The sequence below is a fragment of the Candidatus Megaera polyxenophila genome (assembly GCF_029982035.1).
Taxonomy (GTDB): domain Bacteria; phylum Pseudomonadota; class Alphaproteobacteria; order Rickettsiales; family Rickettsiaceae; genus Megaera; species Megaera polyxenophila.
Genome location: NZ_CP104166.1, coordinates 702,037 through 728,008, shown reverse-complemented (window position 1 = coordinate 728,008; position 25,972 = coordinate 702,037). Strand labels below are relative to the sequence as shown.

Below are 25,972 nucleotides of genomic sequence, written 5' to 3'. Positions count from 1 at the left end.
TAATGAATACTCAATATATCTACAAACCTTTTAAATACAAGGCTATAATGGTTTTATTTCGTAAAAATTCAAACCCGCAATGAGTTCATCGATAGATTTACTCATCATTGCAAAATAATTGAAACTGGCAATAAAAGTTTTAGAGGAGCTAATAATGTAAAGTAGTAAATCAGTATTGTAAGGCACGACGTATATAAATATTATCTAATTCTTAATATTAATATGGTTAATATTTATACTAAAATAGTTTGAGGTTTTGTCTGTTTTTTTGGGTATTTACGGGGGCAATAGTTCATTACAATAGGGGGGCACAAGCTAGTTACAATTTACATTCTGAACCTGTCTATGTTCTAACTCTAAAAGATGTAAACCTTCTCTTTAACTTAATAATTGCTTTGCTATAAGTTGGATTTCTGTCCGTATTGATGGTTTTGGGATGAACATATTTCTCCATGAATTCCAATGCTTTACTTAAAAAACTCCTAGCTGTATTGATACTGCGGGTACTTGATAAATAGAAATCAATGGTGTTACCATCTTTATCCAAAACTCGGTAAAGATATGCCCATTTACCCTACCTTAATATAAGTTTCATCAATTCTCCAACTAAGTCCTAATTTAGGTTTCCAATACTATTTTATAGAACTAGTACCTCATTTTTATTAAGAGCAATTATTTTATCCCTTTACCTCTTTATTTGCAAAAGGGACTTATTTTCATAGTGTTATTTGTTTAAAGTTAAAATAATCTCATTTAACCTATCTACAATATACTGTTGATGTGCTTCACTAAGATAAGGATGCATAGGAATACTTAAAACATTTTCAGCTAAATGCTCGCATACTTTTAGACCACCTTTTTCAGCTATAGGGTAGCGATTGTACGCTTTTTGTAAATGCAAAGGCTTGATGTAATAAACAGAAGTTGGTATACCAACTTCTTTACACTTTAGCATTAACTCAGACCTATCAATATTTTCGGGAAGGACCATCGTGTATTGAGCCCAAACAGAAGTTGCACCTTCAATAACTTGAGGTTTTTTTAGTATATCAGTAATATTATCATTGTAATATTTAGCTATTTTTTGTCGGGCAGCAATTTCGTTTTCAAATATTTTAAGCTTTTCAATAAGTATAGCAGCTTGGATAGTATCCAAGCGACCATTTATACCTATCATCACGTTATCATATTTGTCTGATCCTTTCCCATGTATCTTTAAGCTTCTTAGTTTGGTTGCTAATTCATCGTTGTTAGTAAATACCGCTCCCCCATCGCCGTAACACCCAAGTGGTTTAGCAGGAAAAAAACTGGTGGTAGTTATATCTCCGATATTTCCTACTCTACGGTTTTTATAATAAGCCCCAAAAGCTTGGGCTCCATCTGCCATAACCCAAAGGTTATGCTCTTTAGCTATAACTGCAATGCTATCATAATCAGCAGGCTGGCCGAACAAGTCTACTGGAATAATACACACCGGTCTTAACCCAAGACTTTTCGAAAGTTCTATCCCTTTATTCAAACTTTCAACATTTATATTATAAGTTTCTGGGAGGACATCAATAAAAATTGGAGTAGCTCCGACTAAAGCTACTACTTCAGCGGTAGAAGCAAAAGTAAAGCTAGGAACAAAGACTGCATCACCTGGACCTACTCCAAAAGCCATTAAACCGAGAGCTAAAGCATCAGTTCCATCAGAACAAGTAATTGAATGTTTAACTCCACAAAAAGAGGAAAGGTCTTTCTCAAGTTCTGCTACTTCAGGACCCATTATATATGTGCCGTGATCTAAAACCTTTTTTATAGCTTCATCTATTTGAAGCCTAATTTTTTTCTGTTGCTCTTGTAGATCAATAAAATTGATTATAGGTATTTCAACGCCGTTTTCAGATAAATTATGCTTTGACCACATTACTTCCCTCAAGATTTTCATTTTTGAATATGTTTCTTGTATCAATTATAAGGTTAGAATTCTCTATAACCGTTTTATAATCTACCGAATCATGATCCGTACATACAACTATTGCATCATGAGACTTTAGAGCTTCAATAGTTAGTGATATTGATTTCATTCCTACTAACCGAGGATATTCACTATCATGATCTATAGTACTAATTAATGGATCGTAATAATCTACTTCTGCTTTGTTATCTAAAAGATCTTGTATAATTTTTAACGAAGGACTCTCTCTCAAATCATCTACATTCTTTTTATACGCAACTCCTATAACTAGAATTTTACTATTCCTTAGTCCTTTACCGAAACGAAGATCCATTTCTTTACGAAGTTTCTCTATGACATAATCACCCATTTGTTTGTTAATGTTCCCACTTAACTCTACAAGTTGTGTAGGCATGCCAAATTCTCTGGCTCTCCATGTTAGATAAAAAGGATCAATAGGTATACAATGCCCTCCAAGGCCAGGACCAGGATAAAAAGGCATATAACCAAAAGGTTTAGTCTTAGCTGCATCAATAACTTCCCATATATCTATATCCATTTTAGAAAATATACACTTTAATTCATTTACAAGCGCAATATTTACAAAACGAAAAATATTTTCTGTTAGTTTGACAGCCTCCGCAGTAGCAGAGGTACTAACTTCAGCAACTGCAGTGATTATTTGCTTGTAAAAAATAGTAGATAGTTCTCTAGAATCGTCATCATCCGCTCCTACCACCTTAGGTATTGTTGAAGTATTATATGCAACATTACCGGGATCTTCGCGTTCAGGAGAATAAGCCAAATATATATCTTTTCCTATTTTTAGACCACTTTGTTCAAGCATAGGAGATAATAACTCTTGTGTAGTACCCGGATAAGTAGTTGATTCCAGTATAATCAGTTGTCCTTTCCTGAGTTGTGACGCTATTGTTTTAGTTGCCGAAGAAACATAGTTCATATCAGGTTCTCTATTTTTCGTAAGCGGTGTTGGAACACATATAAGTATTATATCCATTTTAGCAATATCATGCTCATTAGTAGTCGGAAAGAACTTTGAGCTCTTATTTAACGATACTATGTCTTCATTACTTAACGTTTTTATGTATGTCAGACCGGCGTTTAATTTTTCTATTCTCTTTATGTTCTTGTCAAAACCAATACAATTATAACCTTGGTTAACTACTGCACGGGCTAATGGCAGGCCTACATAGCCTAGGCCCATTATACCTATGGTACATTCTTTACTGAGTATAGCTTGGGCTAACTCATGTTTCTGATTAGCACTTTCAACCACTTTTGTTTCTTTAGATTCCATATTGTTTTTTTATTAGCTTATAAAAATGAATTGTATTTATTTAAGATATTACTTCTTCAAGTTCATTGTCGGAATTTAACCTGTATTTTCTGTTCTCAAGAGGGCATAAGAGATCTTCTCCTAATCTATTTCCTGAGTGGCTCATCCATCCGATTTGGCGCGCAGGATTACCTACAACTAAAGCATGGGGTTTAACATTCTTTGTCACAACAGCACCCGCTCCAACAAAACTATATTTTCCCAATTCTACACCACAAACTATTGTAGCATTTGCTCCTATGGTAACTCCTTTTCTAACGTAAGTTTTTCTAAATTCATCCTTACGTTCTATTTCAGATCTAGGGTTGTTTACATTGGTAAAAACGCAAGATGGCCCGCAAAATACACCCTCTTCTAAAACCACGCCGTTATATAAACTGACATTATTTTGGATCTTACAGCGGGCGCCCACTACAACATCTGGTCCTATCATGACATTTTGCCCAATAACGCAATTTTCTCCAATTTTCGTACCTTTAAGTATATGGGAAAAATGCCATATTTTTGTACCTGCACCTACCACGCAGCCACTATCGACAATTGCAGTTTCGTGGACAAAATAACTATTGTCCTTTAATTCTAAATTAACCGAACCCTTTTTTTTTAAAGAAATTTCAGCTGCGTCTAAAACTCTTAAAACTTTTAATCCTTCTTCACCAGAAGTTAGAGGATTTTTATTTTCTATAATGGAATTTAAAAAATGTTGGCATTCATTTTTTAAAGGCTCGACTTCATTTAACTCAACAGGAATAGGGTTAGATTTTTCTATAACGGGAAAGCTATTTTCCCACTTAACTTTATGATTATATAGTTGCAGTTTCTTTTCCCATGGCAGGCAATCATCAAAAACTGCAATGGACTTGTCTCCGATAACTACAAATCTTTGTTCTTTATAAGGATGAAACCATGAAACAAATATATGAGCCTTAAGACCGTTCTTGAATAATAAGTGCAACGTTGCTATATCTTCTATTTCTTTATCAAAAAAAGAAGAACCGGAAGACCAAACCTGGGCAGGTTCACTATCAACAATACCTAGCACCATTGATATATCGTGTGGAGCGAAGCTCCAGAGAACATTTTCTTCTGTTCTTATTTTTCCTAGACTAAGCCTATTAGAATATATGTATTGTAATTTCCCTAATTTATTTTCTGAAACCAGTTGTTTTAATTTTTGATAAGCAGGGTGGTATTGCAAAAGATGACCTACCATTAGCTTTTTATTGACTTTATTTGCTATTAAACAAAGCTCTTCTGCATCTTTTACACTTATTGCAATCGGTTTTTCCACAAATACATGTTTACCTGCGAGTAGTGATTGTTTTACATGCTCAGCATGCTTAGACGCAGGTGAAGCTATTACTACAGCATCTACATTACTTTCGATAACTTCATTAAATGTCAACGCTTTAACATTATAAGTTTCAGCCATTTCTTTAGCGACCACTTTTTTTTCATCGCAAACAGCATATAACCCCCCCAGTTCGAAGAAATTCCGTACTAAATTTTTTCCCCAATAACCGCATCCAATAACGGCAACTCTAATAGCACTTCCCATACATATTTTTTATAAAATTACATTGTAAATCTGATTTACCATTTTAGTCAGATTTAATTTTTTTAAGAAACATGATAAACAAGATATATGTATATTATAACACTAATTCTTACAAGTTATTATTTCTAATTTAAAATTAGACGTTAATAGCAATCCTATACCAAATTGATAATCATTTTTAAATGAATTTCGGGGCATGTAAGATACTGAGAAATAGCTATTATCGGGTAAGTTACTGGTTATAGGCCTTCTAAGCATAATTATTTCCATATTCAAGCCTAGCTTTTTTAGAAGGTACTTTTCCTTGGCAATAAGATCTACCTGGATTAACAAGAAGAGATTTCATAGCTTCTCGTCCCAGAAGCATTCTATAACGCATTATATCGCGTTTTGTAAGTGTTATGTCGATATCCCAATAATGATTACCTATTTTTATCGGTGATCTAATAACTACACGTTCTTCTTTATGGCCATTTGAGCTTCTAACTACCCGGCTATCGATAACTTCAGCTATGGCACACCTTGTAATACTTTCGTTCTTTTGCAAAGGATGAATTACAAATTTAGCGTATTTTTTGTTGCTCATTTCTAAAATTTCTAAATCATAAGCGTGAAGAGCCGAAGTTTTTGCTCCTGTATCAATTTTTACTTTTATCAAAGGAGTATTTAACATTGGCAGAGAGGCCCATTCCCTCCAACCTACCAGCAACGATTCTTTAGTTAGCATTATTCTAATTCCTCCTCGAAATATAGCACCTCTTCAGCAACAGCTCTTATATTATCAAATGTTGCTACGTGGAATAACGCATCCCCGTTGCTAACAAGAGGCATCATCGTAATACCAATAATAATTCCGGTTTTTTTTGCTTTAACATAGGTTTTTTCCGTGCCAAACGGATTTGAAATTATCCCGAGTATTTGATCTTTATTTACTTTATTACCAATTTTTTTCTTCACTTGCAGACTTCCACTAATTGGAGCTCGAATCCAATGGCTAGATTCAGCCCTAAACACTTCCCTGGATTTTGGTAGTCTTGACCTAACTGATTTTTTTTCAATCATACCAATTTCACACATAACGGCAATAATTCCGTTTTCCGCTGAAGAAATTATTTTCTCGTCATATCTTAAGGCTTCTCCACCCTCAAATAGCAAAATATTTATCCCTTTTTCAAACGCTGCCTGGCGCAGGGATCCATCCCTCATATTAGAATTCAAAATTACTGGAACTCCGAATGCTTTTGCTAGCTTCTCTACCTCAGGATTCTCTAAGCACCCTCGGACTTGTGGAAGGTTAAACCTATGAGCGCTACCGGTATGAAGGTCAATACCATATTGACATTTCATGACTATTTCTTTCATAAAAATATGGGCTATTCGCGCAGCAAGGGAACCGTTTTTGAAACCAGGAAATGTTCTATTCAAATCTCTTCTATCCGGTAGATATCTAACATTGCGATTGAAACCAAAAACATTTACAATCGGCACAGCAATCAGAGTACCTTTTATATAGGAAAGAATTTTTTTGCGAGAAAGCAGTCTTTTTATTGATTCCACTCCATTAATTTCGTCACCATGGATAGCTCCGCTAACAAACATTACAGGGCCGCTTTCCTTTCCACAAATCACTTCTACCGGTATTGTTATATCTGTATGGTCATATAACTTGGCAATTACAATCTCCAATTGTTTCCTTTGCCCTTTTTCTATTTTTACCCCGTTAATAACAAAACCTTTTTCTGTATCCATAGTTTAAAATTTTACACTTTCTGGTTACTTCTTTTTTTTAATCGGTTAACAGCAAATTTTTCTATATGCTCTATAATTGCAGTTGCAATGTCTTTGCCAGTTACTTTTTCTATGCCTTCTAAACCAGGAGATGAATTTACTTCCAGTACTAACGGCCCATGGGATGATCTTACAATATCTACTCCTGCTACATCAAGACCTAGAGATTTTACTGCTTTTACGGCTACAGCTCTTTCTTCAGGCCTAAGTTTCACAGGTTCGGCACTGCCACCAATATGTAAATTGGAACGGAAATCACCATCGGCACTTTGGCGTTTCATAGCGGCAAAAACTTTATCTCCAATTACAAAACACCTAATGTCGGAACCTCCAGCTTCTTTAATGAATTCCTGGACCAAAAAATCTGCTTCTAAATTTAAAAAAGCATTAATTAAACTTTCAGCTGCTTTGTTAGTTTCTGCAAGCAATACTCCCCTTCCTTGAGTTCCACTTAGAACTTTAACAATTAGAGGAGCACCGCCGACAAACTCTATAAGATCTTCAGTTGCATTTGCCGAGTGGGCATAACTAGTTATAGGCATAGCGATATTTTTTCTTGCCAGTAACTGGTGCGCTCTAAGTTTATCTCTAGACCGAGTAATTGCAACCGATCCATTTAAAGAATAAACACCGGAAACTTCGAACTGCCTTAGAACAGCTGAGCCATAAGAAGTAACTTTGGAGCCAATCCTTGGTATTACTGCGTCAAATTCCAATTTAGATTTTTCGAAGTCGTGTTTATAATAAATATCAGGCTTATTTGCGGTAATATTCACATAGCATTTTAGAACATCGATTACCTTAACTTCATGTCCTCTTTTTTCCGCTGCTTCAACTAACCTTTCTGTCGAATAAATCTTTTTACTTCTTGACAATATACCTAATTTCATTTTGCCTGGTGCATAAAAATTTGTTTTAAATTTATAAGTTTTATCTTAATTTTTCTATTAAGATTAGTAGGTATACACTATCAAATCGGTCTTAAGTATATATAATAGCAAATCTTACCAAAGATTTGCTATAAATCATGGCTATTATTGTTGTTATTAAAACACTTTGTGGTTTTATTTGTTAAAGTTAGCTGGTTAATTCCCATCACAATCTTGAATCTATATCAAGTCAACCACATTTTGTAGAAATAACCGTGCTCGATGTGAATTTGGCTTTTTAAAAAACTCATTTGCCGGCTGGTCTGCTAGAACCTTTCCTTGATCCATAAAAATTACTCTATCTGCAATAATTTTTGCAAATTTTACATGGTGGGTAATAACTATCATCGTTATTTGATTTTTTAGCTGAAAAATGATCTCTATTATATCTTTCACCACTTCAGGATCTAACGCAGAAGTAGGTTCATCAAATAGCATAATTTCAGGGTTCATCATCAATGCACGTGCTATTGCAACCCTTTGCTTTTGGCCGCCGGACAAATCCATCGGATAAAAGTAAGCTTTTTCTAAGACACCAAATTGTTTTAACAGGCCCTTAGCTTTTTCCTCTGACTCTTTTAGGCGGGCTTTAATAACGTTAATTGGCCCATAGGTTAAATTTTCTAAAACAGTCATGTGCGGAAAAAGGTGGAACTGCTGAAAAACCATACCAATCTTAAAGCATAACTTTCCTCTATTACGTCTTGTTAGTTTTTTCCCGTCTATTAATACAGCTCCGGTTGTGGGGTTTTCTAAATTATTTATACAACGTATTAAAGTCGATTTCCCACTTCCAGAAGGGCCGATTATAACGACCGTTTCTCTCTTGTCAAAAACCAAATTAATATCAGAAATAACTTGCTGACCTGCAAAGCTTTTTGACACATTCTGGAGCGCTATCATAAAGCTAATCTTCTTTCTAAAATTTTAGCAAAGGAGCTGACTATCATAACCATTATGTAATAAGTAACGGCTGCTGTTAACATCGGAGTAAAGTAACTGTAAGTCTCTGTAGAAACAGTTTGAGCTCTTTTCATTATATCCATACCCCCTATAACCGATATTAGTGCTGATTCTTTGATTAAAGTGATTAGCTCATTTACTAATGCCGGTAGAATATTACGCAAAGCCTGAGGTAAAATTATGTCTTTCATTCTAAGCACCGGTGGGATGCCAAGAGCTTTCGCTGCTTCTATTTGCCCTTTGTCAATTCCTTTAATTCCGGCCTTAATGATTTCCGAAACATATGCTCCGGAATTTAAAGAAAATGCCACCACGCCGGAAACAAATATACTGATCTTAATTCCAAGTAAACTAGGTAAGCCGTAATGGATTATGGTTAACTGGACAAGCATTGGCGTACCCCTAAAAACTGAGGTATAACTAATGGCAAATAGTCGGAGTAATTTACTGTCGGCAGTCTTGCAAATGGCAAGCGATGTTCCGATTATCAGGCCGAAACATACCGAAGCAATGCTGTATTGTAAAGTAACCCCAGTACCTTCAATTATATAATAAAGATGAGGCCAAAATGCCACTAAATCGCTATACATGAATAAAATAAACTAAGTAAACTATAAGTTAACGAGAAACAAGCTACCAATCAGCGAACCAAGAATGATATTACTAAATAGCTTTTACGTCAATAATTTCCTGCATTTCCTCCAATTTTAGATATAATAATAAAATCTTGTATTATTGAGATAAAAACACGTTTTATTGAAGGACAAAAATAAAATTTTTATCCTTTTGTACCCGAGGCCTTATAAATAACTTGCAGGGGTTTGAATTTATATTGTCAACCCCAGAGTGTAGTTATATACTTATATTTTTGATTATATAAAGGATAAGCACAATGTTAAAAGTTTCTTTCGAAAATAAAGACCTGGATAATAATGAGGCTATAGCAATTATTATCAATGACCAGCTAAAAATAGATTCTGAGACTCTGTTAATTGATCAAAAACATCATGGACTTATATCTAAAACTATTAAGGATAAAAGAATTTTTAAACCAGAATACGGTTATTCAAAAATTCTAACCACAACAAATAAAGACGGCGAGGTACGTTACCTCATTTTAATTGCATTAGGTTCAGAAGATCATGTCTCAGAAGTAAGAATTGAGGAAATAGGGGGAAAAATCCACTTGCTTGCTACTTCTTGTAAAGCATCTTCAGTTGGAATCCGGATACCAAATAAAGTAGGGCATCTTAAACAGGAAAAAATTGCAGCTTTGCTCGGCGGCGGAGCATTACTTGCTTCTTACAGATTTGATAAATACCAAACAATGAAAAGTAACGAGGAAAAATTCATCACCGAAGATTTTGACATCATAGTTGATGATCACGAACACGCTCTTAAACTTTTTGAAGAGCAAAAATCTTTGGCTTTAGGAGTATTCTTCGCTCGGGATTGCATCAATGAAGTACCAAATATCTTGTATCCAGAAAGTTATGCCGAAAGAATATTAGAAAAATTAGAACCACTTGGTATTGATGTAGATGTTCTGGGAGAAAGCCAAATGCGTAGCCTTGGTATGGGAGCGCTACTTGGAGTGGGCCAAGGTTCTTCTAACGAATCCAAATTAGTGGTTATGAAGTATAACGGATTAGACGATGATAGTGATCCAATATGTTTTGTTGGTAAAGGGGTAACCTTTGATACTGGTGGTATTTCATTAAAACCGGCTGCTGGTATGGGAGACATGAAATATGATATGGGCGGATCTGCTTCCGTAGTCGGGGTCATCAAAGCTCTAGCACTTAGAAATGCTAAAATTAATGTAGTTGGTATAGTAGGTTTGGTTGAAAACATGCCTGGAGGAAATGCCCAAAGACCTGGTGATGTCGTTAGGACTATGTCTGGCCAAACTGTAGAAGTTCTAAACACCGATGCTGAAGGACGTTTAGTTCTGTGTGATTGCGTAACCTATCTCCAACAAAACTTTAAACCAGCTTGTATAGTGGATATAGCAACCTTAACGGGAGCAATTTCAATTTCTTTAGGTAATACATATGCTGGCTGTTACGCAAATGATGATGAACTAGCACACAAGCTGATTGCCGCCTCTCTTAAAACTAATGAAAAATTATGGCGTATGCCTTTGCACCCGGACTATAACGATATGCTCAAATCAACTGTTGCTGATATGGCAAATATTGGTTCTGAAAAAGGTTTAGCAGGTAGTTCTACTGCTGCACATTTTATAGGTCGCTTTATCAACACCGGAGTAAAATGGGCACATCTAGATATAGCAGGGGTTGCCTATGATAAAAAAGGAACAAATCCAATTTGCCCTAAAGGAGCTGTAGGTTTTGGCGTAAGGTTATTAAATCAATTTGTAAAAGACAATTATGAGTCCAAATAAGAAACCTCATATTTTTGTTGTTGGCAACGAAAAAGGCGGTGCTGGAAAAACTACATGTTCAATGCATTTGATTATAGGTTTGCTTGAGCGGGGGTATAACATCGCAAGTATTGATGTAGACTCTCGTCAGGGGTCATTAAGCAGTTATATAAATAATCGAAAATTGTATAACGATAAAAATCCTGATAACAAAGTGCTGATGCCAGTGCATTTTCATATCCAGGAAAGCACAAAGCAGAACGTTACTGAAAAAGAAGAGGAAGAAAAAAATCGTTTTAATCAGATCCTAGATCAGATTAAAGATTCTACAGATTACGTAGTAATTGATACGCCTGGAAGTTATACCCATTTGTCAAGATTTGCCCATTCTTATGCGGATACGGTAATTACTCCCGTAAACGATAGTTTTCTAGATTTAGATGTAATGGCCAAAATAGACGGTGAAACCTTTGATATATTAAAACCATCCATTTACAGCCAAATGATGTGGGAACAAAAAATGGAAAGGGCAGCAAGGGATAAAGGCTCAATTGATTGGGTAGTGCTTAGGAATCGACTTGCAAACCTCGATGCTCATAATAAAAGAAACGTCAATGACACACTTGAGAAATTATCAAAAAGAATTTCTTTTCGTATTGCTCCTGGTTTTAGCGAAAGAGTTATTTTTAGGGAATTGTTTCCCCAAGGTTTGACTCTTCTTGATTTAAAAGTAGCAAATTTCAATAAAACTTTTAGTATTTCTCACGTAGCAGCAAGGCAGGAATTGAGATCCTTTCTTGAAGCTTTGGGAGTAAAAAACCTTGAGAAAAAAGAGGTAGTTGCAGCAGGATCATAACATTTTTTTCGAATATTTTTTGCGACTGCCGGTAAAGATTTGGGTATAAATTAATCTTTAAAAAGTGTACATATAGGGGAAGAGTTATGCAGAAAATAGAAACGGTTTGCGTTATTGGAGCAGGAGTAATGGGGAGCGGTATTGCTGCCCAAGTTGCTAATTCTAAAACTAATGTTATTTTACTCGATATTGCCGATAATGATTCAGGTAATAAAAATCAACCACTTTCATCTGAGAGATGAAAGTTTGATCTTTGCGACTAGAAGTCGCTTATCAAGCTAAAGCTCATTCTAGCCTAATATTTGAAGTAAAGTCGGTCTCATGAGCGTCAGTGTGTTTGTTGATATATTCGTTAATCATATCATCTGTAACATTACCGCTAGTTGAACTGAAGTATCCTCTGCCCCATAAATGTCTACCCCAGTATTTCTTTTTTAGTATCGGAAATTCTTCCTGTATTCTTTTAGATGATCTTCCCTTAGCTTTCTGAACAAATTCACTAATTTTAATATGCGGAGGAATATTTGCAAATATATGGACATGGTCGCTTGATACAACGCCATTTTCTATCTTTATACTCATTTCCTCAGCTACCTGTAACACTAGTTCCCGAACACGTTTTTTTATGTCGTAAGTAAGTACCTTATAGCGATATTTCGTTATCCATACTATATGATAACGATGATAAAAAACTGAATGTGATCTTTTGTTATAGTAAGTCATAGACTTATGATGCTACCGCATCATGGCGCATTAGACAAGCTAAAGCTTTTCCATCTGGAAGATGGAGGTTTTCACCACCAAAGGGACTATAAAATTGTAAATGATGCTTACGATAGGTTATTTACACAAAAACCTGCCCCATTGTCCCATCCTAATTATGCAAAATATATAAAAATCGGGAACTTAGAAGATGACATTTCTCTAATAAGGGAAGCAGATTTAATTATTGAAGTAATCGTTGAGAAACTGGAAATAAAGCATCAATTGTATGAATCTGTTAGTAAATACCTAAAACCAACAGCAATATTAGCATCCAATACCTCGACCCTACCTTTAGCGCAATTAAAGGAAAAACTTCCTGATAATGTCCGTAAAAATTTTGTGATTACCCATTTTTTCAATCCGCCAAGATATATGGAGTTAGTCGAGCTTATTACTGACTCTCAAACCTCTCGGGAAATGGTATCCGAATTATCCAATTTCCTTCAAAAATCACTGGGAAAAACAATTGTATATTGCAACGATACACCTGGTTTTATTGCTAATAGAATAGGCTGTTTTTTACTTGAATTAACAGTACGCAAAGGGATCAAAGAAAATTTGAATCCTGCACAAATAGATTATATTTTCTCAAAATTCCTAGGTTTTCCAAGTACTGGCATTTTCGGATTATATGACCTGATCGGTCATGATGTAATGAACTTAATATCTGCGTCATTATTAGAGTCCTTACCAAGTAGTGACAAATATCATCAAGCTTGTTTTCCTATTACATTTCTTGAAGAGATGAAAACCAGAAATTTTCTAGGAAGAAAATCAAGCAGTGGTTTTTATAGATTAATAAAAAATCTAGAAGGGAAAAGAGCGAAACAGGTAATTAATTTTGATAATTTAGATTATGATCCTCTTCCCTCTATCGTTGAATATAAGGATATCCAAGAGGTTTTAAATTGCGGTGATAAATACAGTAAATTCGTATCTGATATCCTTGCCGATTTCTTTTCATATGTTATTTCTCTTATTCCAACAGTAACCGAGAGCAAAACTGATATAGATAAAGCAATGAAGCTAGGATACAGTTTAAAATACGGGCCATTTGAGTTACTAAGTAAAATGCCAGATAAAGGAGAGAGGTGGTTGAAATTAAAAGAGCTTAACCAGAAAATTCCTGACAATATTAAAAATCACTCTTATGGCAAGGAACAGCAAGGCTACAAGATAAGCCACCTATCGGTGGCAGCTTAAAAGAAGATACTCTTGACCGATAAATATTTATGGAGGATTATAATACTGGTATTTGATTTGTTTTAACTTGAGTTATAAAGACTGAATGTTAGACATACATAAGATAATATATAATTGAGTTATGAGTAACTTGCACTCTGAGCAGCATTTGGTCAATGAATTAGCGGTAAAAACTCTTAAGGCCATTTCTAAAGAGCAAGCAATTCCTTACAGCAGTATCAAAAAGATTTTTTCCGAAGGAGATAAGGAAATAGCCAAGGCTTTCTGGATAATGTTGCGAAAAATATCTCCCAATCATAAGCATAATTCTGTTTACTATTGCCCTGATTGTAAAGAATTTGATTTAGAACGCAAAGGAAGAAAGATTCCTTGGTAAGAAAACATTAACTATAAGTAATTTATGGAAATAGTCGGTAAAGGAATATCTATAAAACATATTTTTCTAGACCGTGGTAATTGGTCTCGATTTCGCTAAAAAATACGGCAAGCTAAGATACGGCATTATTTTCAACGTCACTAAAGTTATATCGTGTGGAACGAAATATTTAGGATTTAAACGTTATAGCTGCCGTGATTGTAACCGCAATAAATCGGTAGCATTCAGCTGTAAAGGTAGGTTTTGTTCTCGTTGTGGTAAGAAACAAACGGATCAATGGGTGAGTAAGGCTAGCAATGTTCTACCAAAAACACGATGGCAGCACATTACATTTACAATGCCGGACTCTTTATGGCCGATATTTTGGCTCAATCGTGATCGTTTGGATTGATTTCCAGTATTGCAGCAGGAATTATTAAGGAGATAGCTACAAAGAAAAATCTTGTGGTTGGTATATTTACTGCCTTACACACTTTCGGTAGAGATTTAAAACGTAATGTTCATATCCATTTATCGGTTACTTGCGGCGGTATAAATAGCAAAGGCAAGTGGCAAAAATTATTTTTTCCTGCCGAACCTATTAAAAAAATGTGGAGACATAGAGTCCTTGAGTTATTTCGCTTTCAATATATCTCAAGTAATTTGAAGTTGCCGTCCGCATATCAAAATGCTGAGAATTTTAATAACTGGATGAGTAGTTTATACGAAATCAGTTGGTATGTTTATTTACAAAAACCATCGGATGATCATAAACGCAACATAGAATATTTAGGGCGGTATATAAAACGCCCCCCTATTTCCGAGACAAGAATAGAAAATTACGACGGAAAGCAGGTAACGTTTAAATTTCTTGATCACTATAATAATACAATTGATCGCATAACTATGCCCGTGATGCAGTTCATAGCTAGTCTGATTATGCATATACCAGATCGTTATTTTCGAATGATTAGGTATTACGGTTTTTTATCTAATAGAACTAGGGGCGTACAATTACCTATCGTATATAAGGCAATTAATCAAATCGTTCATAAGAAAACTAAGCTCATTAGTTGGAGATTAATGATTTGGTTGAATTTTAAAATAGATCCTCTGTTTTGCTATAATTGCAATAAATGTATGAATCTGCGGCAAGTTTATTACGGTTTATCTCCGCCATTGTTATTAATAAGAATCAATGAATTATTATCAACGCCTAGATAACATCATTATGGCGAACACTTCTTTCACGTCTTAGCCACATAATTTGTAAAACTGAACCTATTTTTAGATAGATTCTGGCAGAGATTTTTATAAAAGTGTTGATAATTTCTAATATTGTGGCTTGTAACTACATTTTATTAAACGAATTTTCAAAGTTTTGATTAACAATTTTTCTGGTTACAAATTTTGAAATTCCTATACTATAAAATAATCTTGAATAATGATTCAGCTCGCTTGGAACTTATAGACAACCATCATGTTTTTGTTATTAAATCAAAAATGAATTCGTTAGACAGTAAGGTATTTAATTTAATGATAGAGGCAATAGATTACTGTGAAAATAAAAACGAAGCTTTATATATATTTCCTTTAGGAGATAATTTTTCTGCTGGTGCCAACTTAAAATATTTTAAAGAAGCTATAGAGGGCAAAAATTTCAAACTAATAGAAGGACTCCTGCAGCTTGGTCAGAAAGCAATGCTACGCTTAAAGTATTCCAAGATTCCTGTTATATCTTGCGCTAGAGGATCAGCTCTCGGGGGGGGGTGTGAGATTCTCCTTCATTCAAATTTTGTAGTTGCTCATCAGAATTTAAATAGTGGGCTCGTAGAACTTGGTGTGGGTTTAATACCAGGCTGGGGGGGGACTAAAGAAATGTTCCTTAGAAGCCAGGGCAATAAAACCAAATTACTGGCGAACTTAAAAAATATACTTTTTCAGAATAAATCCAGTTCTGTAGACTATTTTGCTATAGATTATTCAGTAAAAACGGCAATCAACATGAATAAAAATTTAATTCTAGAACAAGCTTTTCAAGAAAAGTTCCAAAATGCTTATTCTAATAGCAGCCAAGTTGACCTACCTCAAATAAGTTTAATTAATGAAATGGATCATAGCGGTTTCGATAAATTACAAATCGATATAATGAATTTTTTCCAAAAAATAATCGATAAAAAATCCGTAACTGAAGGCGAATTATTAGACTTGGAAAAAGAAAAATTCTTACAACTAGCATCTACTCCAATTAGCCTAGAAAGAATCAGTAAATTTGTGTAGCACATATGACTTTAATTAATAATAGAAGCACCAAGTTTAATGAAAGCTATATAAAATTCAGAATATTTACCAGAAGAAGGCTTGTTTGTTGTGGGTAAAAAACCAACCTAGTTAATCATTATAGCTAATCGTTATTTTTAAAGTTATAAATCTTTGGACACTATGATAAACTGCTTATAATAAAAAAGTAGAATATACAGAAAAATACCTATTGGTTTCTAGAGGGGAGTTCTCATGACACAAAAAATATTATTTTTAGCAATTGCTTTTACCTTAATTGCTTGTGACCAGGAGCAAGTAGTGGATGATCCGGCAAAAACCCAAATAGAAGAGTATACCAAGAAATTAAAAATCTGCGAGGAAGAAGATGGAAATAAGGATTATGTACGTAGTCTATCGGTAGTATCTACTGACGACATAGTTATTGGTGATCCAAAAAGTAAAATTGTATTAGTAGAATATTTCGCTCCAACTTGTCCTCATTGTGTGCATTACCATCAAAAAATATTTCCAGAAATAAAAGCAAAATATATTGATACTAATAAAATTGCTTATGTAATCAGAGAATTTATCGGCAATAAACAAGATTTGGATGCCACTATTCTTGCAAGGTGCAGCGGCCATACCGATACTTATCTGAAATTTTTAGAAGTCATTTTAAATCAGCAAAATAACTGGGCCTTCAGCAAAAATTATCGTGAGATTTTAACTAATATAGGTAGTTTGGGTGGGGTTTCGCCAGAAAATTTTTCAACCTGCTTAAACGATCAAAATAAGATTAAAATACTAATGGAGAATACCAAACTAGTAACTAATTTGCCTACCTTTATCGGCACTCCTAGTTTTTTTATAAATGGAAAACAATTTAATGAAAAATACACTTTTGAGGAATTATCAAAAGCTATTGATAAAGAATTAACTATTGATAATTAATTGCTTTTGAGTTATGACAGATAATAATATAGAAGGAGTAAAAAAAAGGATAGAAAAAATAAAAGAAGAACAACTCAGTATATCCTCCAAAAAACATGCCAGTTCTCCAATTATTGATATCGCATCAGAACTTGTTGCTGGTGTTATAGTTGGGGTAGTAGTGGGGATTTTGCTCGATAAATTATTTAGTTCTAAACCTTTATTTCTTATACTTTGCATTATACTTGCTTCTATAGCGGCTTTCAGATCCATTTGGAGAAAATACATAAAAATTCATTGAATTAATATGAAACACAGCCCTTTAGACCAATTTAAAATAAAAGAAATAGCAAATATTCAATTATTTGGGCACGACGTTATTGTGACGAACTCAGCCTTATTTATGATTATAGCTAGCTTTTTTATCATTCTTTACTTTACTTTAGCTTTTAAGAACAAGAAATTAGTGCCAACAAGGTTGCAGCTTAGCGGGGAGTTATTCTACAATTTAATTACTGATACTGTAAATCAAAACGTAGGGGTTAAAGGCAAAAAGTTTGTTCCTTTAATTTTTACATTATTTATGTTTATTATGGTATGTAATCTGTTTGGTATGATACCCTATGGATTTACTGTTACCAGCCATATTTCCATTACATTTGCACTTGCCATGATGGTGTTTTTACTAGTTACTTTACTCGGATTTATACTCCATGGATTTCATTTCTTCTCTCTATTTTTACCGGCCGGAACTCCATGGTGGTTAGCTCCTTTAATGGTATTAATTGAATTATTTGCTTATCTTGCAAGACCTGTAAGTTTGTCACTGCGTTTAGCTGCAAATATGGTTGCTGGTCATGTATTACTTAAAGTCATAGCTGGTTTTATTGTGTCTATGGCATTTTACTTGAAAATCTTCCCAATACCTTTTATTTCTGTATTGATAGGGTTTGAAATTTTCGTTGCAATTTTACAGGCTTACATATTTACTATATTATCATGTGTTTATTTAAATGATGCAATTAATTTACACTGATATATAAGTATAGCAGTCTTGCTGGTCTATATCGGGGAAAAGGATGATAGGACTTAGCTTTGATTTTAGTTAATTTAGAATTTCAAGGAGGAAAAATATGGAATCTATGATGGCTCTTAAATTTATCGGCGCTGGCCTTATGGCATTTGGAATGCTGGGTGCTGCTATTGGAGTAGGGAACATTTTCGGCTCATTATTAAACTCAATAGCTCGTAACCCTTCAGCATCTGACCAATTACAGCGTATGGCTTTTATCGGTGCTGGCCTTGCTGAAGCGATGGGGCTATTTTCCTTTGTTATCGCAATGTTGTTAATTTTTACATAACACGAAGGAAATTTATATGCCTCAATTTGATGTATCGAGTTTTGGTACGCAGTTATTCTGGCTAACATTGGTTTTTGGAGTTCTTTACATTGCAATAAGCAGAATAATTGCTCCAAAAGCCGAAAGTATAATGATAAATCGTAATCGTTATTTAGAAGAAAACATAATTGCTTCTGAAAATGATTACGGTAAGGCTGAATCTTTGCGGAAAGAAAAGGAAATGAAACTCCGGGAATTCAACGTTGAAATTGAAAAATTTCGAAAAGAGGCTCTCGATTCGTTAGATGACCATTTTGCAGATAGAAATGTAGAGCTGAGTAGAGTTTTATCTAAAAAAACTAAAGAATCTTTTTTAGATGCTCAAAAATACCTTACTTCTTTTCATCAACACGAGAATAAATGTTGCATTGATTTAGCGGCATTTATAATTGAGAAAATTACTGACAAACCTGCTGACTTAAAGTTGCTAGAAAAAATTTATAGGGAAAAATAATGCATTTTTTTGATGAGAATTTCTGGATAGCAGTTAGTTTTATTGTTTTTTTATATTTTGCTTATAAACCTATCAAAAAAGCAATTATCAATTCTTTAGATGCTAAAATTAATGAGATAAAAGATAAACTAGCTCAAACTGAAAAAATTAAAGCTGAAGCTAAGCTACTCCTTGAAGAAACGCAAAAAGAGATGGAAAACTTTGAGGAATATAAACAGCAAATAATTAATAAAGCAAAAGCTAGTACTGAGAAATTGATTGAAAAAAGAACAAAAGAAATGGAAATAGCTTTGACTCGAAAAAGCGAAGAGGCCGTTAAACTTATTGAAAATGAAAAATCAAAAATAACCCAGCAATTAAGGGATGAATTCACCGAAACTGTAATTAATTTAGTTCGCAGCTATTTAGCGGAATCAAAAAACAACGCTGTATCTGACGAAGAAATTATTAACAGGTTCATAAAGCAAAAGAATTAACCTAGATAATAATTTTTGTCAAACCTAAACAAACATGGTGGAGTCAAGGGGAATCGAACCCCTCACCTTTTGAATGCCATTCAAACGCTCTACCAACTGAGCTATGACCCCATCATTTAGTAACCCATTATAAATAAATATGCTTTATTTGCAATAGAGTTATTGAAGTTGTCAAAATAGTAAATATATAGTGAACATTAAAAACCTTAAGAAGCGATAAAAAATAAAGTAATGCCGGAATTTAATAAGCTAAACAGGACTTTCGCAAGAAGAATAGGTAAAAGACTTTCTAATCAAAATAAAGAACTTCTTGCAAATGTTTTACCCACATACCTGTTTTCCAACGAATTGGTGACTTTTAAAAGTCACCAAAAAAAATATTTAGAAATTGGTTTTGGTATGGGAGAACACTTATTTAATCAAATTGTTATAAACCCTGAAAATTTATATATTGGAGTTGAGGTTTACTTAAATGGTATAGCTAGTTTTTTGAAACTGGTTGCTAAAAGTCAAAACGACAATTTCTTGATCTGGCCTAATGATGTAGATATGATATTAAAAGATATTCCGAACCGTTCCTTAGAAGGAGTTTATGTTTTGTTCCCAGATCCCTGGCATAAAAGAAGGTATATGAAAAAACGCCTAATGAATAAAGAGCGCGTAGAATTTTTAAAGTCGAAATTGAAAACTGGCGGTTTTATAGCCTTTGCTTCTGATATAGAAGATTATTTTGAAAATGTAAAAAAAATATTCTTGGAAGATAAAGAATTAATTATCCAAAACACTGATTTTTTGCTCCCGCATGCAGGCTATATAATAACAAAATATCACCAAAAATCGATAAGAGAAAATAGAGAGGCCCAGTTTCTTCAAGCTATTCTTGCCAGAGAAACCTAGATTTATTTAGTATTGTTTTATCTTGAATCAATACCAATTACAAAGGGACTTTAGAGCCGCTAGGTTTTCTGTTTTTTCGATACGTAATTTTAATTCAGATGTGGTTAGTTGTTATCTCCAGATCTTCGAGGTAGATTCTTTTTTGCTTTGCTCTTTCTGCAGTAGATGTATATTCTGTGGTAGAAACTAACTTTCTAAATTTAATAGGTGTAGAGGTAATGTGGCCTTTCACGAATTTCAAATTACACACTATTTTAATAGAAATTTTGTGTTAATATCTGTTCTCATAGCCAAAAGTAAATACAAATCCTCTCGATTCACCGTAACATTACGGGATATATCCACTATAATTACTTTTTTTGGAAGATGTCGCTAATCCTATCGGATTATTCCTTAATCAGGTTTTTTAAATCCAGAAAGGCCGCTTCTAGATTAACGTAATCGCTTGATCTAAGCACTAAAGAAGTTCCATGTATACCTTCCCTTGTAAATGGGTAGCTTCCCATATCAACAGAAGGATATTTATTTTGCAAAGCCTCAAAGCGTTCTGCTATTTTGCTTTCTCCAATCATCACAGTATGCGATGTACTACGTACAACCTTGCCATGTTCCAGAAAGGGGATGATAGAATTTAGCATAGATTCCATAATATCGGGTACGCCTGCTAAACAATAAACATTGTTAATAGCAAAACCAGGTACTTTACTTACCTCATTTTTTATGAAAGTACTTCCTTCTGGAATAAAAGCCATTTTTTCTCTGACCTTATTCATTTTCTCTCCCCGGCTTTGGTAAAATTGTTCTAAAAGGTTATAAATAGTTTCGCTAAGAACGTAAGGTACACTAAAAGCTTCAGATATGGCAAGACTGGTAATATCGTCATGAGTTGGGCCGATCCCGCCAGTAGTAAAAACATAATTATATTTTTGACTCAACGCCAACACAGATTCTATAATAGCTTGTTTTTCGTCTGGAACAGTTCTAGCTTCTTTTATAGTTACCCCAATTTTTTCAAGGGTTCTTGCTATAGTTTGAGTATTGATGTCTAAAGTGCGGCCTGATAGTATCTCATTACCTATTATTAATACGGCCGCACTTGGGTTTTTCATATAAGGTAAATTAAGTTATATTTTTATATCTATTTTCTATCACCAAAAAACCTTAACATATACAGAAACAAGTTAATAAAATCTAAATATAATGTGAAAGCACCCATGACTGCCATTTTTTGCCCCATTTCTCCACCACCTGAGCTATAATAAATGGTTTTCAATTTCTGAGTATCCCAAGCCGTCAGTCCCATAAATATAGCTATACCAATAAAAGAAGTCGCAAAATCAATAGCAGGACTCCGCAAGAAAATATTTACAAGAGAAACAACTATTAAACCGATCAATCCCATTATAAGAAAAGAACCCATTGACGTTAAATCACTTTTTGTACTGTAACCATAAAGGCTCATAGCACCAAATACAGATGCACATATAAAAAATGTCCGAGCCAGCGACTGTCCAGTATATACAAGGCCTAAATAGGATAATGACATCCCCATAACCGCTGCATAAACCCAGAACAAAGTCTGTGCAGTATTTACTGACATTCTACCAAGGCCCATAAAGAAATATATAGCAATTCCCAAAGGAGCAAAAGATATAAGCATTCCCAAACCAGACGTTCCCATAAATTCACCATTTGGGCCAATATTAAACATCAAACTGGCAAGCGGAGGGAAATTTAGGGTTGAAAAAGCGAACACTCCAGTAACAAGAAGGCCTATTGCCATAAAGTTATATATCTTGAGCATGTAATTTCTTAGCCCTTCATCAAAGCTGCCTTTATCTTTAACAAAGGATTTTGTGTAATCAATCATAGTCTACCTCTAAATTACTAATTTTAAGTACCTAATGTTATAATATAGGTTTAATATATACTTTTTTCAAGCTCATATCCATTTTAATCTCTATAGCTCTAATTGAGTAAGCATCCGAGCAACATCCAAAAAGCCATAACAAATCCCACATATATATTAGATTTAAACCTTATTAAACAATTATTGGGATCGGTAATATCTAGGCTTTTTACTTGCCACAACAGTATAGGAAAAGCTACTACTCCTATTACCCCTAAGTAATTATTAGATGATAAATTTGCTACTATATAAAGAAAAATAAATATAATATAAGCGCAAAAGATGAATAACTTATAATATTTGCCCTCTAAAAAAATAGCTGAAGATTTGATTCCTACAGCCTTATCATCTTTGATATCCATGAACGCATAAATACTATCGTAACCAAATGTCCAGAACCCACAAGCAGTATACATTAACAACGCTCCTAAAGAAATATCGTCTTTAATTTCTGCATAGCTGATTAAGCAACCAAGATTAAACGTCAGCCCTAAAAAAACCTGGGGAAAATAAGTAAAACGCTTCATTAGCGGGTATATCACAATCATACAAAATGCAATTATCCCGATAATTATAGGGATAATCGTAAAGTATAAAAGTGTCCACATAGTTAAAAGAAGCAATAAACCTAAAATGATTAGGGCTAGTTCTGTAGATATTGTATTATTTGCTAATGGTCTATTTTTTGTGCGTAATACTTGTCTGTCAAAATCTCTATCAAAAAAATCATTTATCACACAACCGGAGCTTCTTGCAAGAACACTTCCAATAAAAAGTACTGGCATATAGTATAAATCAATAGGTTCTTCATAAGCTAAGAACAATCCAAATAACGCAGGGAAAAAAACCAGTAAATAACCTACGGGCTTATTAAGGCGGAGTAGCTCTACTATCGTAGAAAAAATCTTTGGCATTTTTGGTTATTTATAATATATTTCTATTCTAAAATTAAACTAACTTACAAATTGATTATTATGTCATTCCCCAAAAAATACAAGTTCGACGAAAGTGAAAAGAAATGGCAAATTTTTTGGCAAGAAAACGCTATATACCACTGGTCCAAGTCAGAAGCAAGAGAAAACAGTTTTATAGTTGATACTCCACCTCCAGGAGTTTCCGGCCAGCTTCATATTGGCCACGTATATAGCTACACACATACAGATTTTATTGTAAGACACAGAAGAATGAAAGGGAAGAATGTATTTTATCCAATGGGTTTTGATGATAATGGTTTGCCAACAGAGAGGTTGGTTGAAAAAGAAAAAAACATTCGGGCAAATTCTGTAAGCAGAAAAGAGTTTATTAATATTTGTAATGAGGTTATAGCCAAAGAAGAAACAAAATTTAGAGCCTTGTTTAATAGGATAGCTTTATCAGTAGATTGGAATCTAGAATATCAAACTATTAACCCACTTTCATGTAAAATCTCCCAAATGTCTTTTTTAGATCTAATAGAAAAAGGACAGATTTATCGTGATTCTCAGCCAATGTTATGGGATTCTGTTGATCAGACAGCCCTTGCCCAGGCTGAAATCGAAGATCGTGAGAAAGACACTTTCATGAACGATATTTTATTTTCTTTGGAAAATGGTGATAAAATAACAATTGCTACTACCAGGCCGGAATTACTACCGGCTTGTGTCTCTGTTTTTTTTCACCCTGAAGACAAAAGGTACAATTACTTAGAAGGTCAATTTGCTTTCACCCCCTTATTTAACGTTAAAGTTCCCTTACTTGCTGACGATATGGTTGACCCTGAAAAAGGTACTGGTCTAGTGATGTGCTGTACATTTGGTGATCAAACAGATATTGCGTGGTGGAGAAAGCATAAACTACCAACTAATATTATTATAAGTAAACAAGGAAGAATAGAAAACATACAATTTGACAATAGCTGTGCTAACAAGATAAAGGCTGAGCAATTCGCTGCTCAACTTACTGGTCTTACAGTTACCGCAGCACGCAGTAAAATCATTGAACTGTTAAAGAAAGAAGGCCTACTTGTAAACCAGGTGCAAAAATTCCAAACAGTAAAATGTGCTGAAAGGTCTGGTGCTCCTCTTGAAATTCTTACTACCCCTCAATGGTTTATAAAAACTATTATTCACAAGGAAGCTCTGTTAAAAAAGTCTGACGAGTTAAATTGGTATCCGAAATTTATGAAAATTAAGCTTGATAGATGGATAGAGGGAATAGGAATGGATTGGTGTATCTCACGCCAGCGGTATTTCGGCGTACCTTTTCCAGTTTGGTATTCCAAGCGTGCCGGAGAAGAAGGAAAACCAATATTTGCAAAAATTCATCAATTGCCTGTTGATCCACTTGTTGACTTACCAGAAGGATATAAAAAAGAGGAAGTAATACCAGACTATGATGTTATGGATACTTGGGCTACAAGTTCTGTTTCACCTCAATTAAACTCCCATGGTGTCTCAAATAATCATATGGTAGATGAGCATCGGCATAAAAAATTATTTCCTGCAGATTTACGTCCTCAAGCACATGAAATATTAAGGACTTGGGCATTTTATACTATGCTTAAAGCTTACTTACATGAAAATACTCTACCTTGGAAGGATATAATGGTTAGTGGTTGGTGTCTGGCGCAAGACAAAAGTAAAATGTCAAAATCCAAAGGCAATGTTTTAATTCCGGAAATATTGCTGGAAGCACATGGTTCTGATATTATAAGATATTGGTGTGCTAGTTCAAAATTAGGAACAGATACTGCTTATTCTGAGGATGTTATTAATAACGGCAAGAGATTGGTAAACAAGCTTTGGAATGCAGCTAAATTTGCGAGCACTCATTTTGACAAAATATCTGATAGTGATAAAGCGCTTTCTCTTTGTGAGGTAAAGCATAAAATTACTAGAGATTTTGATAAATATTTAGTGAATCAAGTAGTAGATTTAGTAGATTATGCTGACCAGGAATTAACAAATTATGAATATGCAACTGCAATAGATAAAACTGAAAAATTTTTCTGGGCGCTGTTTTGCGATAATTATTTAGAAATTACAAAAACTAGAGCTTATAACGAAAACGGGGAAGATGATGAAGGAGCGTTAAGCACACATTTAACCTTATACCATACTCTAAAAACCTTACTACAATTATTTGCTCCTATTGTTCCACATATTACTGAAGAATTATTTCATATACTTTATGCTAAAGATAATTCAGAAAGTATTCATATGAGAGGTTCATGGCCTAATGTTAGAGAAGCTAAATTTACCGATATAGATGAAACTAAATCAGAAGATTTACTTGAGATTCTTGAATTAGTTAGAAAGATTAAAGCTCAAGATAATTTGTCAATTAAATCACCAATAAGTTATATAGAAATTGAAGGAATCATGTTACCAGATAATTTGATATCGGATTTAAAAAACGTAACATCTGCGAAAGAGATTTTATATGTAGAGCAACTAACCTCACAGAACCAGAACTTACAAGGTAAGAACTTACAAATTAATGTTGTATACTAGAAGAACAATTTTGGTTTTTTATTGATAAGGGTTTAAACTTGATTGGGTTACTAC

At 34.1% G+C, this 25,972-nt stretch carries 28 protein-coding genes, 1 tRNA gene and 1 pseudogene; 16 read left to right on the top strand and 14 right to left on the bottom strand.

Translation table 11 applies throughout. From position 1 onward, the window contains the following. Positions 1-343: 343 nt before the first annotated feature. The 9 genes and pseudogenes from N3Z16_RS03885 to N3Z16_RS03845 form a co-directional block, all read right to left on the bottom strand. Positions 344-562 (bottom strand): annotated as a pseudogene (locus N3Z16_RS03885) (DDE-type integrase/transposase/recombinase); the annotation flags it as partial. 162 nt (positions 563-724) lie between these two features. Continuing rightward, complete coding sequence (locus N3Z16_RS03880; RefSeq protein ID WP_282486812.1) at positions 725-1,909, bottom strand: DegT/DnrJ/EryC1/StrS family aminotransferase; 1,185 nt, start codon at positions 1,907-1,909, stop codon at positions 725-727. Continuing rightward, on the bottom strand, positions 1,893-3,257 hold the full coding sequence (locus N3Z16_RS03875; protein WP_282486811.1) for a nucleotide sugar dehydrogenase: 1,365 nt from the start codon (positions 3,255-3,257) through the stop codon (positions 1,893-1,895). Before N3Z16_RS03875 ends, N3Z16_RS03880 begins: the two co-directional genes overlap by 17 nt. A 40-nt stretch (positions 3,258-3,297) precedes the next feature. Next, entirely contained in the window at positions 3,298-4,854 is a 1,557-nt protein-coding gene (locus N3Z16_RS03870; RefSeq protein ID WP_282486810.1) for a Gfo/Idh/MocA family oxidoreductase, read from the bottom strand. Between the two features lie 250 nt (positions 4,855-5,104). Further along, entirely contained in the window at positions 5,105-5,581 is a 477-nt protein-coding gene (locus tag N3Z16_RS03865) for an ATP-dependent zinc protease family protein (RefSeq protein ID WP_223938483.1), read from the bottom strand. After that, a complete protein-coding gene (locus N3Z16_RS03860) occupies positions 5,581-6,603 on the bottom strand; it encodes a succinylglutamate desuccinylase/aspartoacylase family protein (RefSeq protein WP_282486808.1) in 1,023 nt (340 codons plus the stop codon). Before N3Z16_RS03860 ends, N3Z16_RS03865 begins: the two co-directional genes overlap by 1 nt. A gap of 11 nt (positions 6,604-6,614) precedes the next feature. Next, a complete protein-coding gene (gene rimK / locus N3Z16_RS03855; protein WP_223938488.1) occupies positions 6,615-7,532 on the bottom strand; it encodes a 30S ribosomal protein S6--L-glutamate ligase in 918 nt (305 codons plus the stop codon). A 219-nt stretch (positions 7,533-7,751) separates the two neighbouring features. Further along, entirely contained in the window at positions 7,752-8,474 is a 723-nt protein-coding gene (locus tag N3Z16_RS03850) for an amino acid ABC transporter ATP-binding protein (protein ID WP_282486806.1), read from the bottom strand. Then, a complete protein-coding gene (locus N3Z16_RS03845) occupies positions 8,471-9,124 on the bottom strand; it encodes an amino acid ABC transporter permease (RefSeq protein WP_282486804.1) in 654 nt (217 codons plus the stop codon). Before N3Z16_RS03845 ends, N3Z16_RS03850 begins: the two co-directional genes overlap by 4 nt. 302 nt (positions 9,125-9,426) lie before the next feature. On the opposite strand from N3Z16_RS03845, the gene N3Z16_RS03840 reads away from it, so the two are divergent. The 3 genes from N3Z16_RS03840 to N3Z16_RS03830 all read left to right on the top strand — a co-directional run bounded on the left by N3Z16_RS03840 (position 9,427) and on the right by N3Z16_RS03830 (position 12,018). Further along, positions 9,427-10,941 carry a leucyl aminopeptidase gene (locus N3Z16_RS03840; RefSeq protein ID WP_282486803.1) on the top strand — a complete coding sequence of 505 codons (1,515 nt, stop codon included), beginning with the start codon at positions 9,427-9,429 and terminating at the stop codon, positions 10,939-10,941. Beyond that, a complete protein-coding gene (locus N3Z16_RS03835; protein WP_282486802.1) occupies positions 10,928-11,776 on the top strand; it encodes a division plane positioning ATPase MipZ in 849 nt (282 codons plus the stop codon). Before N3Z16_RS03840 ends, N3Z16_RS03835 begins: the two co-directional genes overlap by 14 nt. Before the next feature lie 86 nt (positions 11,777-11,862). Beyond that, a complete protein-coding gene (locus N3Z16_RS03830) occupies positions 11,863-12,018 on the top strand; it encodes a 3-hydroxyacyl-CoA dehydrogenase NAD-binding domain-containing protein (protein WP_282486801.1) in 156 nt (51 codons plus the stop codon). A gap of 43 nt (positions 12,019-12,061) precedes the next feature. Here N3Z16_RS03830 and tnpA read toward each other — a convergent pair whose 3' ends face one another. After that, positions 12,062-12,499, bottom strand: coding sequence for an IS200/IS605 family transposase (gene tnpA / locus N3Z16_RS03825; RefSeq protein ID WP_282485546.1), 438 nt, complete (start codon positions 12,497-12,499; stop codon positions 12,062-12,064). A gap of 6 nt (positions 12,500-12,505) precedes the next feature. On the opposite strand from tnpA, the gene N3Z16_RS03820 reads away from it, so the two are divergent. The 11 genes from N3Z16_RS03820 (at position 12,506) to N3Z16_RS03770 (ending at position 19,621) form a co-directional block, all read left to right on the top strand. Further along, positions 12,506-13,744 carry a 3-hydroxyacyl-CoA dehydrogenase gene (locus N3Z16_RS03820; RefSeq protein WP_282486799.1) on the top strand — a complete coding sequence of 413 codons (1,239 nt, stop codon included), beginning with the start codon at positions 12,506-12,508 and terminating at the stop codon, positions 13,742-13,744. A 121-nt stretch (positions 13,745-13,865) separates the two neighbouring features. Then, positions 13,866-14,120: a hypothetical protein gene (locus N3Z16_RS03815; RefSeq protein WP_282486798.1), complete on the top strand. Its 255-nt coding sequence runs from the start codon at positions 13,866-13,868 to the stop codon at positions 14,118-14,120. A gap of 73 nt (positions 14,121-14,193) precedes the next feature. Then, entirely contained in the window at positions 14,194-14,511 is a 318-nt protein-coding gene (locus tag N3Z16_RS03810) for a transposase zinc-binding domain-containing protein (RefSeq protein WP_282486796.1), read from the top strand. Then, positions 14,508-15,323: an IS91 family transposase gene (locus tag N3Z16_RS03805; RefSeq protein WP_282486795.1), complete on the top strand. Its 816-nt coding sequence runs from the start codon at positions 14,508-14,510 to the stop codon at positions 15,321-15,323. Before N3Z16_RS03810 ends, N3Z16_RS03805 begins: the two co-directional genes overlap by 4 nt. Before the next feature lie 213 nt (positions 15,324-15,536). Further along, the gene (locus N3Z16_RS03800) at positions 15,537-16,379 is read left to right on the top strand and encodes an enoyl-CoA hydratase/isomerase family protein (RefSeq protein WP_282486794.1); all 843 of its coding nucleotides are present in this window, start codon (positions 15,537-15,539) and stop codon (positions 16,377-16,379) included. 234 nt (positions 16,380-16,613) lie between these two features. Then, on the top strand, positions 16,614-17,312 hold the full coding sequence (locus N3Z16_RS03795; RefSeq protein WP_282486793.1) for a DsbA family protein: 699 nt from the start codon (positions 16,614-16,616) through the stop codon (positions 17,310-17,312). A gap of 13 nt (positions 17,313-17,325) precedes the next feature. Continuing rightward, entirely contained in the window at positions 17,326-17,592 is a 267-nt protein-coding gene (locus N3Z16_RS03790) for an AtpZ/AtpI family protein (protein WP_282486792.1), read from the top strand. A 6-nt stretch (positions 17,593-17,598) separates the two neighbouring features. Next, entirely contained in the window at positions 17,599-18,327 is a 729-nt protein-coding gene (locus tag N3Z16_RS03785; RefSeq protein WP_223938499.1) for a F0F1 ATP synthase subunit A, read from the top strand. A gap of 106 nt (positions 18,328-18,433) precedes the next feature. Continuing rightward, complete coding sequence (locus tag N3Z16_RS03780) at positions 18,434-18,652, top strand: F0F1 ATP synthase subunit C (protein WP_410519476.1); 219 nt, start codon at positions 18,434-18,436, stop codon at positions 18,650-18,652. Between the two features lie 16 nt (positions 18,653-18,668). Continuing rightward, the gene (locus tag N3Z16_RS03775) at positions 18,669-19,145 is read left to right on the top strand and encodes an ATP synthase subunit B family protein (RefSeq protein ID WP_282486791.1); all 477 of its coding nucleotides are present in this window, start codon (positions 18,669-18,671) and stop codon (positions 19,143-19,145) included. After that, entirely contained in the window at positions 19,145-19,621 is a 477-nt protein-coding gene (locus N3Z16_RS03770; protein ID WP_282486790.1) for a F0F1 ATP synthase subunit B family protein, read from the top strand. Before N3Z16_RS03775 ends, N3Z16_RS03770 begins: the two co-directional genes overlap by 1 nt. A gap of 35 nt (positions 19,622-19,656) precedes the next feature. On the opposite strand, the gene N3Z16_RS03765 is transcribed toward N3Z16_RS03770, so the two are convergent. Next, positions 19,657-19,732, bottom strand: a tRNA-Ala gene (locus tag N3Z16_RS03765). Between the two features lie 120 nt (positions 19,733-19,852). On the opposite strand from N3Z16_RS03765, the gene N3Z16_RS03760 reads away from it, so the two are divergent. Continuing rightward, complete coding sequence (locus tag N3Z16_RS03760; protein WP_282486789.1) at positions 19,853-20,518, top strand: hypothetical protein; 666 nt, start codon at positions 19,853-19,855, stop codon at positions 20,516-20,518. A 386-nt stretch (positions 20,519-20,904) separates the two neighbouring features. Here N3Z16_RS03760 and N3Z16_RS03755 read toward each other — a convergent pair whose 3' ends face one another. The 3 genes from N3Z16_RS03755 to N3Z16_RS03745 all read right to left on the bottom strand — a co-directional run bounded on the left by N3Z16_RS03755 (position 20,905) and on the right by N3Z16_RS03745 (position 23,341). After that, positions 20,905-21,627 carry a competence/damage-inducible protein A gene (locus tag N3Z16_RS03755; RefSeq protein WP_282486788.1) on the bottom strand — a complete coding sequence of 241 codons (723 nt, stop codon included), beginning with the start codon at positions 21,625-21,627 and terminating at the stop codon, positions 20,905-20,907. Positions 21,628-21,656: 29 nt separating this feature from the next. Next, a complete protein-coding gene (locus N3Z16_RS03750) occupies positions 21,657-22,388 on the bottom strand; it encodes a Bax inhibitor-1/YccA family protein (RefSeq protein ID WP_223938507.1) in 732 nt (243 codons plus the stop codon). A gap of 98 nt (positions 22,389-22,486) precedes the next feature. Further along, positions 22,487-23,341, bottom strand: a complete 855-nt coding sequence (locus N3Z16_RS03745) for a UbiA family prenyltransferase (protein ID WP_282486786.1) — start codon at positions 23,339-23,341, stop codon at positions 22,487-22,489. A 57-nt stretch (positions 23,342-23,398) separates the two neighbouring features. On the opposite strand from N3Z16_RS03745, the gene N3Z16_RS03740 reads away from it, so the two are divergent. Then, positions 23,399-25,918 (top strand): valine--tRNA ligase, encoded by a 2,520-nt coding sequence (locus tag N3Z16_RS03740; protein WP_282486955.1) that lies wholly within the window; start codon positions 23,399-23,401, stop codon positions 25,916-25,918. Positions 25,919-25,972: the final 54 nt, after the last annotated feature.